The organism is Nocardiopsis sp. EMB25, assembly GCF_026797795.1.
Classification (GTDB): Bacteria; Actinomycetota; Actinomycetes; order Streptosporangiales; family Streptosporangiaceae; genus Nocardiopsis; species Nocardiopsis lucentensis.
Genome location: NZ_JAMTDN010000001.1, coordinates 2,385,997 through 2,401,336 on the forward strand (window position 1 = coordinate 2,385,997; position 15,340 = coordinate 2,401,336).

At 69.9% G+C, this 15,340-nt stretch carries 11 protein-coding genes and 1 pseudogene; 9 read left to right on the top strand and 3 right to left on the bottom strand.

Translation table 11 applies throughout. The features are described from left to right. The first annotated feature begins 156 nt into the window (after positions 1-156). The 3 genes from pcaDC (at position 157) to KIK06_RS10270 (ending at position 3,937) form a co-directional block, all read left to right on the top strand. Positions 157-1,308 (top strand): bifunctional 3-oxoadipate enol-lactonase/4-carboxymuconolactone decarboxylase PcaDC, encoded by a 1,152-nt coding sequence (gene pcaDC, locus KIK06_RS10260; RefSeq protein ID WP_017599808.1) that lies wholly within the window; start codon positions 157-159, stop codon positions 1,306-1,308. Then, positions 1,305-2,498 (top strand): 4-hydroxybenzoate 3-monooxygenase, encoded by a 1,194-nt coding sequence (locus tag KIK06_RS10265; RefSeq protein ID WP_268642986.1) that lies wholly within the window; start codon positions 1,305-1,307, stop codon positions 2,496-2,498. Before pcaDC ends, KIK06_RS10265 begins: the two co-directional genes overlap by 4 nt. A 317-nt stretch (positions 2,499-2,815) precedes the next feature. Next, a complete protein-coding gene (locus tag KIK06_RS10270; protein WP_268642987.1) occupies positions 2,816-3,937 on the top strand; it encodes a hypothetical protein in 1,122 nt (373 codons plus the stop codon). Between the two features lie 247 nt (positions 3,938-4,184). Here KIK06_RS10270 and KIK06_RS10275 read toward each other — a convergent pair whose 3' ends face one another. After that, complete coding sequence (locus tag KIK06_RS10275) at positions 4,185-4,802, bottom strand: TetR family transcriptional regulator (protein WP_017602284.1); 618 nt, start codon at positions 4,800-4,802, stop codon at positions 4,185-4,187. Positions 4,803-4,895: 93 nt separating this feature from the next. On the opposite strand from KIK06_RS10275, the gene KIK06_RS10280 reads away from it, so the two are divergent. The 4 genes from KIK06_RS10280 to KIK06_RS10295 all read left to right on the top strand — a co-directional run bounded on the left by KIK06_RS10280 (position 4,896) and on the right by KIK06_RS10295 (position 10,374). After that, entirely contained in the window at positions 4,896-5,702 is an 807-nt protein-coding gene (locus tag KIK06_RS10280; RefSeq protein ID WP_268642988.1) for an SDR family NAD(P)-dependent oxidoreductase, read from the top strand. A gap of 252 nt (positions 5,703-5,954) precedes the next feature. After that, complete coding sequence (locus KIK06_RS10285) at positions 5,955-6,419, top strand: hypothetical protein (protein ID WP_017602282.1); 465 nt, start codon at positions 5,955-5,957, stop codon at positions 6,417-6,419. A 681-nt stretch (positions 6,420-7,100) separates the two neighbouring features. Further along, on the top strand, positions 7,101-7,436 hold the full coding sequence (locus tag KIK06_RS10290) for a trypco2 family protein (protein ID WP_017602281.1): 336 nt from the start codon (positions 7,101-7,103) through the stop codon (positions 7,434-7,436). A gap of 40 nt (positions 7,437-7,476) precedes the next feature. Beyond that, complete coding sequence (locus tag KIK06_RS10295) at positions 7,477-10,374, top strand: hypothetical protein (protein ID WP_268642989.1); 2,898 nt, start codon at positions 7,477-7,479, stop codon at positions 10,372-10,374. 45 nt (positions 10,375-10,419) lie between these two features. On the opposite strand, the pseudogene KIK06_RS10300 reads toward KIK06_RS10295, so the two are convergent. Both KIK06_RS10300 and KIK06_RS29360 read right to left on the bottom strand, forming a co-directional pair. Continuing rightward, a pseudogene (locus KIK06_RS10300) lies at positions 10,420-10,639 on the bottom strand (IS1634 family transposase); the annotation flags it as partial. Positions 10,640-10,643: 4 nt separating this feature from the next. After that, positions 10,644-11,162 (bottom strand): transposase, encoded by a 519-nt coding sequence (locus KIK06_RS29360; protein ID WP_442789821.1) that lies wholly within the window; start codon positions 11,160-11,162, stop codon positions 10,644-10,646. A 406-nt stretch (positions 11,163-11,568) separates the two neighbouring features. Between KIK06_RS29360 and KIK06_RS10305 the strand changes: the two genes are divergently transcribed. Together KIK06_RS10305 and KIK06_RS10310 are read left to right on the top strand one after the other, a co-directional pair. After that, positions 11,569-13,335: a stealth conserved region 3 domain-containing protein gene (locus KIK06_RS10305; protein WP_268642991.1), complete on the top strand. Its 1,767-nt coding sequence runs from the start codon at positions 11,569-11,571 to the stop codon at positions 13,333-13,335. Between the two features lie 744 nt (positions 13,336-14,079). Continuing rightward, a complete protein-coding gene (locus KIK06_RS10310) occupies positions 14,080-15,228 on the top strand; it encodes a hypothetical protein (protein WP_268642992.1) in 1,149 nt (382 codons plus the stop codon). Positions 15,229-15,340 lie beyond the last annotated feature (112 nt).

The following is a 15,340-nucleotide window of genomic DNA, read 5'->3' on the forward strand; positions in this document are numbered from 1 at the left end:
ACCCGGCCCTCCCGCGCCCGGAGGACGCGAACGGCCCAGCGCGCCCACACCGGCGCCGGGCGCCCCGACACCCGACCCGCCGACGTCCTCGCCGACGAGGCTCCCGGTGAGCTCCCCAGGCCCGGCGGACGTCCCCGAACATCTGACGGAGAACCCGTGACCGACCCGCTCCACCACCGCCTCGACGGCCCCGAGGGCGCGCCGCCGCTGATCCTCGGCCCCTCCCTGGGCACCTCCCTGTCCGTGTGGGACCCCCAACTGCCCGCCCTGGCCCGCGACCACCGGGTCCTGCGCTACGACCTGCCCGGCCACGGCCGCTCGCCCGCCTCCGTCCTATCGGAATCCGGGGCCACCGTCGCCGACCTGGCCCGCCTCGTCCTCGACCTGGCCGACGCCCGGGGTTGGGCGACCTTCCACTACGCCGGGGTCTCCCTGGGCGGGGCCGTCGGCGCCCACCTGGCCGCGCACCACCCCGAGCGGGTGGCCTCCCTGGTCCTGGTCTGCTCGTCCGCACGGTTCGGCGACCCCGCGGCGTGGCGCGAGCGCGCCGACCTGGTGCGGCGGGAGGGGACCGCCGCCCTGCTCGGCACGGCCCCGCGACGCTGGTTCGCCGACCCCGGCACCGCCGACACCCTCGCGGGCAAAGGACTCCTGGCCGACCTGGAACGCACGGACCCCGCGGGCTACGCCGCCTGCTGCGACGCCCTGGCCGCCCACGACCTGCGGGACCGCCTCGGCGACGTCGGAGCACCGACCCTCGTCGTCTCCGGTCGCGGGGACCGCGCCACCCCGCCCGCACACGGGCGCGTGCTGGCCGACGGGATCCCCGGCGCGAACCTGACCGAGATCGGCGGCGCGGGCCACCTGGCGGGGGTCGAACGGCCCGAGGCCGTCACCGCCGCCCTGCTCGGGCACCTGTCCCCCGGCACCGACGGCGGGCGGCACGCGGCCGGGACGGCCGTGCGGCGGGCCGTCCTCGGCGACGCGCACGTCGACCGCGCGGTGGCGCGCACCACCGCGTTCACCGCCGACTTCCAGGACCTCATCACCCGCTACGCCTGGGGTGAGATCTGGACCCGCCCCGGTCTGGACCGGCGCACCCGCAGCTGTGTGACGCTGACCGCCCTGGTCGCGCGCGGGCACCACGACGAGCTGGCCATGCACGTGCGCGCCGCCCTCACCAACGGCCTGTCCCCCGACGAGATCGGCGAGGTGATCCTGCAGTCCGCGATCTACTGCGGGGTGCCCGCCGCCAACTCCGCCTTCGCCACCGCCCAGCGCGTGCTGGCCGACCTCAACGAGGAGTGACCGTGTCCCACCCACGCCAGACCACCGTCGCCGTCATCGGGGCGGGCCCCGCCGGGCTCCTCCTGGCGCGGCTGCTGCACCGCTCGGGCCTCGACTGCGTCGTGCTGGAGAGCCGCGACCGCGACTACGTGGAACAGCGCCAGCGCGCCGGAATCATGGAGCAGGGGACGGTGGAGACGCTGCGCGAGGCGGGTGCCGCCGACCGGCTGGACCGCGAGGGCATCCCGCACGACGGGATCGAACTGCGCTTCGACGGCCGCAGCCACCGCGTCGACTTCCCGTCCCTGACGGGGGGCCGCCGGGTCTGGGTGTACGCCCAGACGGAGATGGTCAAGGACCTGGTCGCCCTGCGCCTGGCCGACGGAGAGCCCCTGCTGTTCGAGGCCCCCGTCCACGCGGTGGAGGGGATCGACGCCGACCGCTGCACCGTCCGCTACACCCACCAGGGTCGGGAGCACACCCTCACCTGCGACTACGTGGTGGGCTGCGACGGCTACCACGGGGTGGCCCGCCAGGCCGCCCCGCAGGGCGCGAGCCGCACCTTCGAGCGCGTCTACCCGTACTCGTGGCTGGGGGTGACGGCCGAGGCCCCGCCCGCCTACGACGAGCTGGTCTACGCCCACTCGGACCGGGGCTTCGCGTTGGCGAGCATGCGCTCCCCGTCGGTGAGCCGCCTCTACCTCCAGGTGGCCAACGGCGAGGACCCGGCGGACTGGCCGGACGAGCGGATCTGGGACGAACTGGACGCGCGCCTGGGCGCCGACGGGACGTGGCACCTGAACCGGGGGCCGATCACCGCCAAGTCGGTGCTGCCGATGCGCAGTTCGGTGACCGAGCCGATGCGGCACGGCCGCCTGTTCCTGGCCGGGGACGCCGCGCACATCGTGCCGCCCACGGGCGCCAAGGGGCTCAACCTGGCCGTCTCCGACGTGGCCGTCCTGGCCCGGGCGTTCGCGCATCTGCGCACGACCGGGTCGACGGAGCAACTGGAGGCCTACTCCGCGACCTGTCTGCGGCGGGTGTGGCGGGCGGAGCACTTCTCGTACCTGATGACCACGACCCTGCACACCGACCCCGGGCAGCCGGGGTTCGACACCCGTCTCCAACTGTCCCAACTCGACCGGGTGGCCACCTCGCCCTTCGCCGCGGCCGACCTGGCGGAGAACTACACCGGCCTGCCGTTCGCCTGACACCCCCGGTCCCGCCGCACCGTCGTCGGAGCAAGGAGATCCCCGCGGCGGTGGCGCGGCGGGAGAGGGACGTCGGCTCCGCCGGGCCGGAGGGACCACCCGGGCCGTGCTCGTGCTCCAGCTCCGCGAAGCACACCGAGAAACGCTCCGTGTATCAAAAGTCACACAAAACCGTACTATCCGGTAACAGCGAGCAGTCCTGAAACCATCGGAGCGTGAGGATCCCCCGGAGGCGGCGCGCTCTTCCCCGGATGGGCCGCTGCGCACCGGCAGGACCCGAACAAGCATCGACACCCGACTCCAACAGGAGACTCTGAGTGACGCATCGTAAGGTGTACCTCGCGGTAGGCAGGAACAACACCAGGATCTACCGATTCGATCCGATCGATGGCGACACCCGCCTGGCCGAGAACGTGCCCCCGTACGAGCCCGGATACACCGCCATGGGAGCCCAGTACCGAGGAGACGGCAAAGAGCCCCTGCTCTTCGCCGTCAGCGGCGGCGACCTCATCACCATCGACGTCGAGGCGGGCACACTCGACAGCCACCGCGTCAAGGATCTGCCCAGCGACGTGACCTGGTACGACGGAGACATGAGCGCCGACGGCAAGACCCTGTTCATCGCAGGCTCCCCCAACGGCCCCAGTCACTCGATCGACGTGACGACCAAGACGGCGACCCCCGGGCCCCGACCGGGCGGAGGCCGATGGGATGACTTCGCGCGCCACCCGAAAGACCACCGGCTGATCTCGGTGGAGGGCGACAACGGCGACCTGCTCCACGTGGACCCGGGCAGGGACCCCATGAAGACCGTACTCAAGCAGGCCGTCTTCAAGCCCGCCGAGGCGAGCGCGTCCGCCGGGTCCCGGCGCTCCTACTCGGCCATGTTCTTCGACACCGTCGGCAACTTCTACGCCGTGGACTCCGCCGGAAACGTCAACCACCTGGACATGACCACCGATCACATCCCCGACCAGGCCGAGCGCATCGGCAACGGGAAGATCCCCGTGGACGGCCTGGAGGTCATGAACGGAGCTGGGCTCATCACGCAGATGCCCGTCAAGCCCAGCTATGACGAGATCACCGTGACGAAGAAGTTCAACACCTCGTGGGAGAACTACGACCCGCGGGGCAGGGTGTACAGCTTCGAGCTGACCCTCACCGCGGCCGACAGGAACGGCGACACGGGCAAGAACGCGGATGTGCGCACGTTCCGGATCTCGTTCGACCTGCCGACGCTGCAGGGCGCCAAGGTCCAGGCCTCGGGAGTCGACGTCATCTACGAGGGCGGCAAGGCGTACCTGAGCTCCCAGGCCGACCAGCTCCTGACCGCCGGGTCATCGCGCCCCATCACCGTGCAGATCACCGTCCCCGGTGACACGGCCACGCTCCCACGGGAGTATCCGCTCGACGGGCTTCGGGCCACCCGGTTGGCCTGACCGGCACCCTGGCCTCTCCCCGTCAGCCCGGAGACCGCCGCCAGTGTGCCGCGCCCCGCCTCCGGGCGGACGGACGACGGACCGGGCCCGCCCTCCCTGGACGGTCGGGTCCGGTCCGCAAGGGCCGCCTGCGATCCGATCGGTCGCCCCGCCGCGCCTAGCGCGGCGGGCTCACCCCCGGTCTCGGCGTCCCACCGACTGGAGCCCGGGTAGGTCGGGTGAGGCTCCCCGCCGTCGGCGGGGAGCCTCACGGCTCACACGTGTCACCGACCGCGTCGAACGCCGACTCCAGAAGCTCACCCAGGGCCACGCGCCCGTCCGCGCGGGCCCACGCCTCACCGGCGACGTCCAGGCAGGCGATGGCACACGCGACCAGGGACTGGGCGCGTACGTCCAGCCACGGCCCGTCGGTGTGCCCCCGGGCGAGCCGACGTCGGACCTCGGGCGTCATCTGGGTCTGCCACTGAAGGTGTTTCTCGATACACCGAGACCTGAGCGAGGGGGTCTCGTACATCATCCTCGTGACCTTGAGCATGCGTTCGCGGTCACGGGACTCGCCGGTGACGCTCAGCAGCACGTTGCGCAAGGCGGCCCACGGGGGCTCGGAATCAGGGCGTTCCTCCAGCGCGCGCCTGGCCTCCTCGCCCTCCTGTGTGAGGTCGCCGAGCACGATGTCCTCCTTGGTACCGAAATACCGGAAGAACGACCGCCGGGAGATGCCGGAGGCGCTCGCGATGTCGTCGATCGTCGTGGCGTCGAAGCCCTTGCTCAGGAACAGGCCCATCGCGATGTCGGTGATCTCCGCGTACGCCGCGCGACGGGAACGCGTCCACAGACGCTCGGTGTTCGTCTCTCCTGGTTTCACGCTTCGATCGTAACCATGTGCCCCCGAATGCCTGATTGACACTCAGTGTCAGACGGTCATATGGTGACAATCAATCGAAGGAGAGAGGCGCACATGAACGCGATCGACTACCGCAGGCAGACGGTCCTCATCACGGGAGCGAGTTCGGGTCTGGGCGCGGAGTTCGCCCGCCAGGTCGCCGCCCGCGGCGCCGGCGTGGTGCTCGTCGCGCGCCGCCGCGACCGGCTCGAGAAGCTCGCGGGAGAACTCGCCGAGAAGCACGGGACCGACGCCACCACGGTCTCCATGGACCTGGCGACGCCCCGGGCGGGAGAGGCCCTCGAACGGGAACTGGCCGATCGAGGAGTCGAGGTCACGAGCGTCGTCAACAACGCGGGGTTCGCCACCTACGGACCCTTCCACGAGGAGGACCGGGAACGCCTGGCCACCGAGATCGCCGTGGACGTCACGAGTGTCGTCGACATCAGCCGCGCCTTCATCGCAGGCCTGCGCGAGCGCGGTGACGGGTTCCTGGTCAACGTCGCGAGCATGGCGGCCTACCAGGCGGCTCCCGCACTGGCCGTCTACGGCGCGGCCAAGGCGTTCGTCCTGAACTTCACCGAGGCGCTGTGGTACGAGTCACGCGACACCGGTCTGCGCGTGCTCGCCCTGTCCCCCGGGGCCACCCAGACCGAGTTCTTCGAGGTCGCCGGTGAGGGGGCCGACGGCGGGATGCGGAGGATGACGGCGAAGGACGTCGTCAGGACGGCTCTGGCCACACTCGACCGGAGGAACCCCCCGCCCAGCGTGATCGCCGGCCGGTCCAACCGGATCGCCTCCCTGCTCACGCGCCTGGTGAGCCGCCGGTGGAACACCATGGCCCTGGGAGCGATGATGAGCCGCTCGAACACGGCCCGGTGACCGCCGACCACGTAGGCCCGGTCCCGTGGGGCAGCGCTCTGACCGGCGAGGGGAGCGCTGTGGGCGCCCACCGGGCTCTCGTTGGCCGCGCGGCCCTGGACACCGTGACAGGAGGACAGAGCTGGATCGGGGTGGGCTCTTCCACGACTCGTCCGAGGAATCCGGACTCCGGAAGCGAAGACGGTGTCGACGAAGGCGGCTCCTTCGCTACGGACAGGGATGAATGTCGGTACGGGGTGGGACAGTCCGGGGATGCGACCGAGAATCGACCCTGACCGCCAGGTCACCCCCTTCACGTGCGGCCACTGCGGCTCCGAACACCTACGGATCTGCGGCTTCGTCAACAGCGAACACGGCGCGTTCGCGATCTACTACGCCCACCTGTACAACCACGGCGACGTACACGAGGCCTACGTCGACATCGTCATGGACGACGACTGGAACCCCGACAGCCCCTTGGAGCCCAGCCCCAACCGGACGACCTTCGGCTGCCGGATCGGCCCGGTGGAGGGCTCCCCCGCTCCCGCGTGTTCGCTCATCCAGGCGGCCGGGTTCCACGAGGGAGATCCCTTCTACGGTGACCGGCTCGACCGTGAGAGGGCCCTCCCCCACCCGTGGCTGCCCCTGTTCTGGGGCACCATCGACCACCTGCTCGAACACGAGCCGGACGTGAACGCGCACGTGTACTGCGTCAACGCCGCCCCGCAAGAAGGCTGACGAGAGACGTGGATCCCGCCCCGATCGGGTGAAACGTCATCCAGGACGTTCTCGCAGTTGGGAAGACGGACCGCGGCGGCGCCTCGGCGTTCGTCAGCAGTGCCGGCGGTGAAGACGGAAACCACCGCCACTGCCGTCAGCGATGACTGCGAGTTGGGCGAGGGCCTCCAGGGACTGTCAGAGGATCATCGCTGGTCATGTCGCCTCCCTCGGAGAGCCCGAGCCTCTGGGCCCAGCGCGCGGCGAGCCGACGCGGCTCGCTGGTGGCGGCGTTGGCGAGCGCGTTGGTCAGCCCGTCCGACGCCGGGCCACCGTCCACGCCCGGCTGCTGGACACGGCGCCCGACGGCGGCGCGTGGCTCATCGCCGGGCGGACGACTGATCGGCGGGGACCGCCGCCAGGCACGGGATCTTCCACGCGAACCCGACGGACATCGGCGTGCTCCGGACGAGTCTGGCCCCGGGCATCAGTGGTCGGAGAGGGTGCGTGCCGCGAAGCAATCCCGGCACGCATCACCGCCTCGATCGGTCCGAGACCCCGTCCACCTCCGGTGCTCGACACCGGTCTCGGGAGGCGGCCTGGCCGGATCCGGCCAGGCCGCCTCCCCCCGTCCACGCCGCGGCGCGGGTTCTGCGATCGTAGGATCGCCCTCTTCACCCTCTGCCCTTCGAGGAGACCAGCGTGGAACTCCGCCTGACCGACGCCGTGCGCACATTGCGCGAGGAGCTGACCGATGCGGTCGAGGAGGCCGAAGCCCAAAGCCCCGACCTCACCTTCACGGTCGGGCCCATCCAGATGGACTTCGAGGTCCAGTTCCGCGTCGACGGCAAGGCCAAGGGCAAACTCTCCGCGTGGATCGCCTCCGGCGAGATCGAAACCGGGGCGAGCCGGGCCCGCACCCACCGGGTGTCCTTCACCCTCACCCCCCGCCCCAAGGACACCCGAGACGGGGATGTGTCCATCACCAGTACCCAGAACGACACCGGCACCACACCGCCTCCCGCCTACACCCGCTGACGCACCCACTCCCGACCCCTCGTCCCCGTGACCGGAGAGCGTGTTGGACACCGCCCAACGCATCACCCGTATCACCACCCCCGACGGCAGCGGGTCAGGGTACGTGATCGCCCCACGCCTGGTGCTGACCAGCGCCCACACCGTTCCCGCGCCCGGTGGGCAGGTTCGGGTGCACACCGCCACCGACCACCAGCCTTACAGCGGAGAAGTGGTCTGGCGCGGCACCCCTCACGGGCACGACGACGCGGCGCTGGTCAAGGTCACCGACCCTGGCTGGGTCGAGCGCGCGGTGAACACCCGCTGGGGGCGGCTGGTCACCACCACCCCCCACACCCCGGGCGAGGTGTGGGGGTTTCCCGACCTGGTCCAACGGCCCGGGCGGGCCGCGGAGACCGCGCAAACGGTGGGCACGGTGGCCCCGGGCAACCACTTCGTCAACCACCGGCACGTGATGGACCTGAGCGCCCACCCGCCCCGCTGGTACCCCCACGAAATCCGACAGCAGGAACAGGCCGGGCAGCGACGTTCACTGTGGGCGGGTCTGTCCGGGGCCGCCATGCGCTGCGCCGAGGGCCAACTCCTGGTGGGGGTGGTGGCCGCCGACCTCGAACACCGTGACCACGCCGCCCTGGAGATCGTTCCCGCCTACGTCCTGCACCACGACCCCGCGTTCCGGGCGGTGCTGGCCGAGCACGGCGTGCCCCTGGTGTTGGAACCGGTCGAGCTCGCCCACCTGGCCCACAATCCGGGCACACACCGCCGACTCTCCCCCGCTTCGCTGTTGGAGGCCCACCGTCAGGTGGTGGACTTCCACGGCCGCGACGAAACCATGGGGACCCTGCTGGACTGGTGCGACAGCGAAGAACCCCTCGCGGCGATGGTGGTGCACGGACCCGGCGGGCAGGGCAAGACCCGCCTGGCCCACGAACTCACCGCACGCCTGTCCCGCCCCGACGCCCAAGGACGCCGATGGGCCACCCTGTGGCTCACCGGCAGTGCCGCCCCCGACGCACTCGACCCTGTCCAGGACACCACGGCCCCGTTGCTGGTGGTGGTGGACTACGCCGAGACTCGCACCACACAACTGATCCGCCTGCTCCAACTGTGCGACCGGCCCCCAGGCCATGCCCCCGTCCGGCTGCTGTTGTTGGTACGCGCCCTGGGCGAGTGGTGGGAGCAGGTCAACACCGCGACCAGCTACCTCCTGGCCGATATCGGCCAACAACTCCCCCTGCCACCACTGGTGCCCCGCGACCTCGAGCGCGCCCAGGAGTACCGCACCGCCCTTGGCCACCTCGTCGCCGCCCTGCCCTCGGCCCGCACACCGCAGCCGGCCGACTGGGCCCAGGTCGTGGCCGGCCTGGCCGATCCGGACCTGTCCGGCGCGGAGTGGGAGACCGTACTGAGTGTGCACATGCGCGCCCTGGCCGACCTACTGGACGCCACCCAACCCGCGCACCTCATCACCACCGACGGTGCGGTGGAGGGGCGGGTGCTGGCCCACGAGTACCGGTACTGGGACCAGACCGCCACCGCCTACGGCCTGGACGACGCCGACCTCGCGCAACCGCTGCGGGACGTGCTGGCCCTGGTCTTCCTCCTCACCCCCACCAGCATCGAGGAAGCCGACCGCCTCCTGAGGGACGCGGCGGTGTTGGAGGGGCAGACCACCGCCCGCAAACGCCAGATCCGTGAGTGGATCAGCACCCTCTACCCCACGGACGGGGCCGGGAGCGGTGTATGGGGGTGCTTGCAGCCCGACCGGATCCTGGAGTACTTCCTCGGCCTACGGCTCCAAGGCAACCCCTTTCTCCTCGACCGCCATCTGGACGGCATCACCGCCGCGGATGCCGAACGGTTGATGGTCCTGTACGCCCGCGCGGCCGCGCACCCAGCCCTGACCGGAGTGGGAGAACATCTGACCCGGTTGTGCGTACGCCGCATAGACCTGCTGGGCTCGGCGGTCGTCGAGGTGGCCACCCAGACCGAGAGCCCCGACCCGCTCATTCGAGCGTTGGAGGACGCGACAGACGCCCCCGGCACCTCTCTGGAGGTCCTCGACAAGCTTTCCGATGCTCTTCCCCGGTTCAGTCAGCGGCTGGCGGTGTGGGCCGCGCGGCTGACCGCCCGCATGGTCGAGGGCTATCGCGAACGAGCCGAGCGAGACTCCGATGCCTACCTGTCCAGCCTCGCATCAGCCCTGAACAACCAATCCCTCTGCCTAGCCGACCTGGGACGAGCCCAAGAAGCACTGGAGACCATCACCGAAGCCGTCCGCATCCGCCGCACCCTGGCCGAACAGGACCCCGACACCTACCTGCCCAACCTCGCATCATCCCTGAACAACCGATCCAACCGCCTGGCGAACTCGGGCCGGACCGAGGAAGCCCTGGACGCGATCACCGAAGCCGCCAAGCTCGACCGGGCTCTGGCCGAACAGGACCCCGACACCTACCTACCCAACCTCGCATCATCCCTGAACAACCGATCCAACCGCCTGGCGAACTCGGGCCGGACCGAGGAAGCCCTGGACGCGATCACCGAAGCCGCCAAGCACTACCGGGCTCTGGCCGAACAGGACCCCGACACCCACCTTCCCGACCTCGCCATGTCCCTGCACAACCAAGCCTTCCACCTGGCCGGCGCGAGGCGTGCCGAAGAAGCGCTGGACGCGATCACCGAAGCCGTCCGCATCCGCCGCACCCTGGCCGAGCAACGCACAGACGCCCACCTCCCCGGCCTCGTCTCTTCCCTGCACAGCCGAGCCGCCCAATTGGCCAACATGGGGCGAATCGAAGAAGCGCTGAAGGCGATCACCGAGGCCCTCGACATGAGGACAGCTCTCACGGAGAAACGTCCTGCCGTGCCCCAGGAAGACCTGGAGCGTTCTCGCCAGTTACTCGAAGCCCTCAGGAACCCCGATTTCGGACAGGAATAGTACGACATCGGCCACTGCTCAGGGCAGGGAGCACCACCCAAGCAGGGCGGCGGTCGCGGCCAGGTCCCGGTCCGGATCCAGCAGCTTCGACAAGGAAGCGACCAGGCGTTTGACGGCATCACGGTCGAACCGGTCGGCGCGGCCCGAAGATGAACGGCGCTTCGGTCACCGCCCATTCTTTGGCCGGGTCCCCCTCCTTGTGGGCCGGGTTCAGGTAGCGAACGGCGCCGGGCCCGTTCTCCCGCTTGGCGGTCTTCACGTACATGGCTCTAGGCGATATGGGTTGCGGCCTGGCCGGTGCAGGTGATTCCAGAAAAACGCATCTCCAGGGGTTTTCGGCTTGTGACGCCGGCCTCATCGCGCTGACCCGCCACTGATCTTTGATCAGACGGTTGCCGGAAACGGGTCAGGGTCCAACCCCACGGAACGGATGAATCCCGCGGCGATGCGGGGCGTTTTCGAACCGACGCCGCCTCCGCAGCGGCTCCGGGCGCCCCGGACCTCTCCGCCGCTCGAACCCAGCGGCGCAGCGTCTCGTGGTTCACGCCCAGTTCGGCGGCGATGTGCGAGATCGGCCGATGGCTGGAGCGCACCGGTTCGACCGCGTTGCGCCGGAACTCCTCCGGGTACTTGTAGGCCCCCGCCAGGACGTACTCCTCTCCTGGACTCTCGTCACACAAGGAACAGGATGGCCAGATTCGGCCATAGGGGCCCTCGGAAGGCTTTCCGCTCCGGACATGGAACCAAAAGATACTTCGAGCACCTGCGTTGTGACGCCCCGTGACCATCACCGCCTCTGCGCACAGGCCAGATCAGAGTCCGCCAGGCCTCCCTCCTGGCGGCACACATGTCCATCGAGTCGATCGCGCGCCACGACCGGTCCAGTTCCCGCAACATTCACGTTCTCCACCCGCGGAAGCGGATCCCACCGCCGATCCGACACCTGACTCATCTCCATCAGCGCACAACCGAAGCGCCGGGAACCGCGTGAGGTGAGCCCCGCACCGCATCGGCCCCTGGACACTCCGGCCGAGGCCAGAGGGTGTGGATACCGCGCGAGTCTCGATCTCATATAGGAGTAAACTCCACAAGAGACCCATTCGTCCTTTTCATGAACACCTGACACCCAGCTCCTCCGACGTGGCTCACCACCCACCCCACAGCCACCCCACCTCAACCGAAGGATCTCTCCCCATGGCCCTGGCAGCACGTGTGAAGCGAGCCGGTGAACGACTCCTGCCTCCCGCTGCCAAGGCACGCCTGGAGGAGGAGCGCCGCCAGGCAGCCGAACAAGCCGCCGAGGAACGCCGCCAGGCCGCCGAGCGGAAGCGACTGGCCAAGATCGCCCAGCGCCGCCAGAACCTGCTCGACGGCGATCCGACGGTGCGCACCTTCACCGCCGACGGCACCGAGCTCCTGGGGCGGGTCGTGGACGACTTCACCGCCGCCGACGCCTCCGCGCACAACCTGCGCCTGGTCACCGACGCCCTGGAGAAGGCCGGAATCGACCACTTCCTCGTCCGCGGCCGCTCCCCGCTGCGGCACGTGGTCGGCGTCCACCGCTCAGAGCGCAAACGCGTCCTGGAGACCATGCGCGAGCTGCACGCCTCCAGCGCCCTCTATGCCGTCAAGCCCGGCCCCCAGGGCAGCGCCGCGGCCGCCTGCGCCTACGTCGACGGGGCCCTCGACGAGCAGATCAAATCCTCCCTGACCATCCGCTTCGCCGAACCCCTCCTGTCCCCCGCCGGACGCGTCCTGGCCGGGTTCGAGTACGGGTGCGACGTGGAGTTCTGGCGCGACGGCGCCACCCTCCTCCAACGCGACAACGCCCACGAGATCCTGGCCAAACTGCGCTCCCAGACACCCCACGACGTCCTGGCCGACTCCCTGGTGGCCCCGCGCCGCAACAGGGTCGCCGACGTCCTGCCCCGCGCCGAGCAAAAACCCGCCACGCTGACCGTGGCCGGACGCCAGCACCCCACCTTCGAGCCCTTCACCTGGACCCTGGTGGACCAGGTCGACTTCCCCGTGGACGTGGTCTACACCTGGGTCGACGGCGAGGACCCCGAACACGCCGCCAAGCGCGCCCGCCACCGGAAGGGCGGTACGGCCACTCTGGCCGCCAACGCCTCCCGGTTCACCAGCCACGACGAGCTGCGCTACTCGCTGCGCTCACTGCGGATGTACGCGCCGTTCGTGCGCCACGTCTACCTGGTCACCGACAACCAGGTCCCCGCATGGCTGGACACCGACGCGCCCGGTATCACCGTGGTGGACCACCGCGACATCTTCGCCGACCACGACGCGCTGCCCACCTTCAACTCCCACGCCATCGGCACCCGGCTGCACCACATCGAGGGGCTCTCAGAGCACTACCTGTACTTCAACGACGACGTGTTCCTGGCCCGCCCCGTGCGGGCGGAGGACTTCTTCCACGCCAACGGCATCGCCCAACTGCCCTTCTCCCCCTTCCAGTTCGGCGTGGGCCAACCGGTTCAGGGGGAGGTCGCACCGAACTCGGCGGGCAAGAACGTGCGCGCCCTGTTCGCCGAGCAGTTCGGACGCCAGATCACCCACAAGTTCAAGCACACCCCGCACCCGCAGATCCGCCGGGTGATGCTGGACCTGGAGGAGCGGTATCCCGAGGAGGTGGCGCGCACCACCCGCTCACGGTTCCGCTCCCTGTCGGACGTGGGGTTCGCCGCGACGATGCACCACCACTACGCGCTGCTGACCGGCCGGGCGGTGCCAGGCGAGTTCCGGATGCGCTACGTCGACATCGGCGCCCCCGACGCCAGGGAGCGCCTGGACCGGTTGGAGGCCTCCGAGGAGGTCGACTTCTTCTGCCTCAACGACTTCGACACGCCCCCCGAGGCCCAGGAATCCGTGAACCGGATGGTGGGCGACTTCCTCCAGGCCCGCTTCCCCTTCCCCTCCCCCTACGAGAGGACGACAGGGTAGGCACGCGGGCATGGGCGGCGACCAACGAGACCGCCCGCACGACGGGTGTGCCGGGAGGCGATCCCGGCACACTCCCAAACCTTCACCACAATCGGTACGGAGCAGGCTGCAACGACAACGCACCTCGCCCCTCACGGCCACATGGGAGGGAAGCGGCCGCACACGTGATCATGCCGCAACCAGCCCACCCCGCACGCCCAGATCCCGGCCCTGCCCTGAAGCAAGACTCCGATCGCCCGCACCGCTCCACAGACGGGCCGTGGCCGCCGCGAGTCCCGGCCCCTCACAGTGGTGGGCGTCGCCGACAGTCTCGGCGGCATCGCCCTCCCCCACGCCAAGCTCGCGCTGAGGGTCCGCCGCCGCCGACAGGAAACCGGCAGGCGCCAGATCCGCGAGAACGAGCCCTGATGGCAGACTGGGGGCGCAACGGAGTCCCTTGGAAGTCGAAGACGCGAGAGCCCCTGACCTTCTAGCGGGCTCCATTGCTCGTTGGTGCGGGTTTCAAGCGGATCGCTACGGTCCTGTGACCAGCGCTGATACCTCACCATCCCGACTTCGAACCAGCCCTGCCACGAACCGGGCACTTTGACACCGGTGACGGCCCCTGGACAAGCTAATTCGATGGATGTTACTCCCCCTTCCAGTCCACCCCCGCCTCCCGGACCGTCCTCCGAGGAGGCTGAGGGCCCCGGCCACTTTGGCTCCCACCCGCCCGCAGGGCGAAGGTGGCCAGGCCGGAGCACCATGAGGGCCCTGGCGATCGCGGGCGCGAGCGTGGGAACCGTCCTCGCCGTTATGGGCGGCTATGTCGTCTACGACACCTACCTGAGGGTGGACCCCCGCGAAGAGCTCCTGGCCGCCGCGGCCCTGATCGAGGAGACACCGGGGCTGCGAGTCGAGGCCACACGCTCCTACACGATCGACTACGACGAGGCGGTCGATCGCACCGAGGACGGTGTCGCCGCGCAACTGTGGCCCGAGGGCGAGATCGAGTTCGAGATGCGCTACGCGGGCGGTGCCGAGCAGGTTTTCAGCATCGAACCCGTCGACCTGGACCTGGGCTACGCACTGGTCGCCAACGCCGACGGTGCGTTCGTCTATACCGAGCCGGGCGTCTCCATCGCCTTTCGGGAGGAGGATGGCGCCAACGCCGACGGCGGATTCGTCTATGACGAGACGCGCGACCCCATCACCATCCGGGAGTTGGACGGCAGCAACACCGGTGAGGAGAAGTCCGCGCAGTTTCCGCCCGATGACTACGGCCCAGAGCTCTTCGCTCGCCTGTTGTCCTCGCTGGCGGCGGATGAGGGCCTGGAGTTGCTCGGCCCCGACGATCCCGATGCCGCCTCCTACGAGGGTCTGTTGGTCGAGGGAGACGTGGCTGCCTGGGACCTGGATTTCGGGCGCGTGCGCCCCCAGGACGGGACCGGGCGCATATGGCTCTCGGATGCCGGGGCCCCGGAACGGATGGAGTTCACCGTCGACGAGGCCCGGTTCGTGCTTGAGCTGTCCGTTCTGGACGAGCCGACGGCCCCGCCCGTCCCGGAGGACCACCATGAGAGTGAGTCGAACCTCAACGACTTCTGGTGGCCGGTCAACACGCACCAGCTGAGCCACCCCTTCTGCGACCGGGTCGAGGCGGACGGGCAGGAGTGGTTGGTGGTCACCCACACCTGGACCCTTACCTGTGAGGATGCCGTGTCGATCGCCGACCAGATGGTGTCGGAGGACCACGATCCCACGTCTGTCTTCCAGAGCGGCCCCTCCGAACCGATCGAGATCGGCGGCCTGGAATGCGTGTGGTCGCGGCGCGTCTCCGATGACGGCGCCTGGCGGCCTGACCTGTGCCACGGTCCCAGCGGCGCTGTGGTCCTCAACCTGTACTCCCGCTGACCGCCTACCGTGCGGGTCCATCCTTTCGAGAACCTCAGCTCCAGGTGACCGCACATCATTCCGGCAGGAAGGGGCGGTAGGGCCCAGGCCCTCCGCCCGACCACGCGCCCGT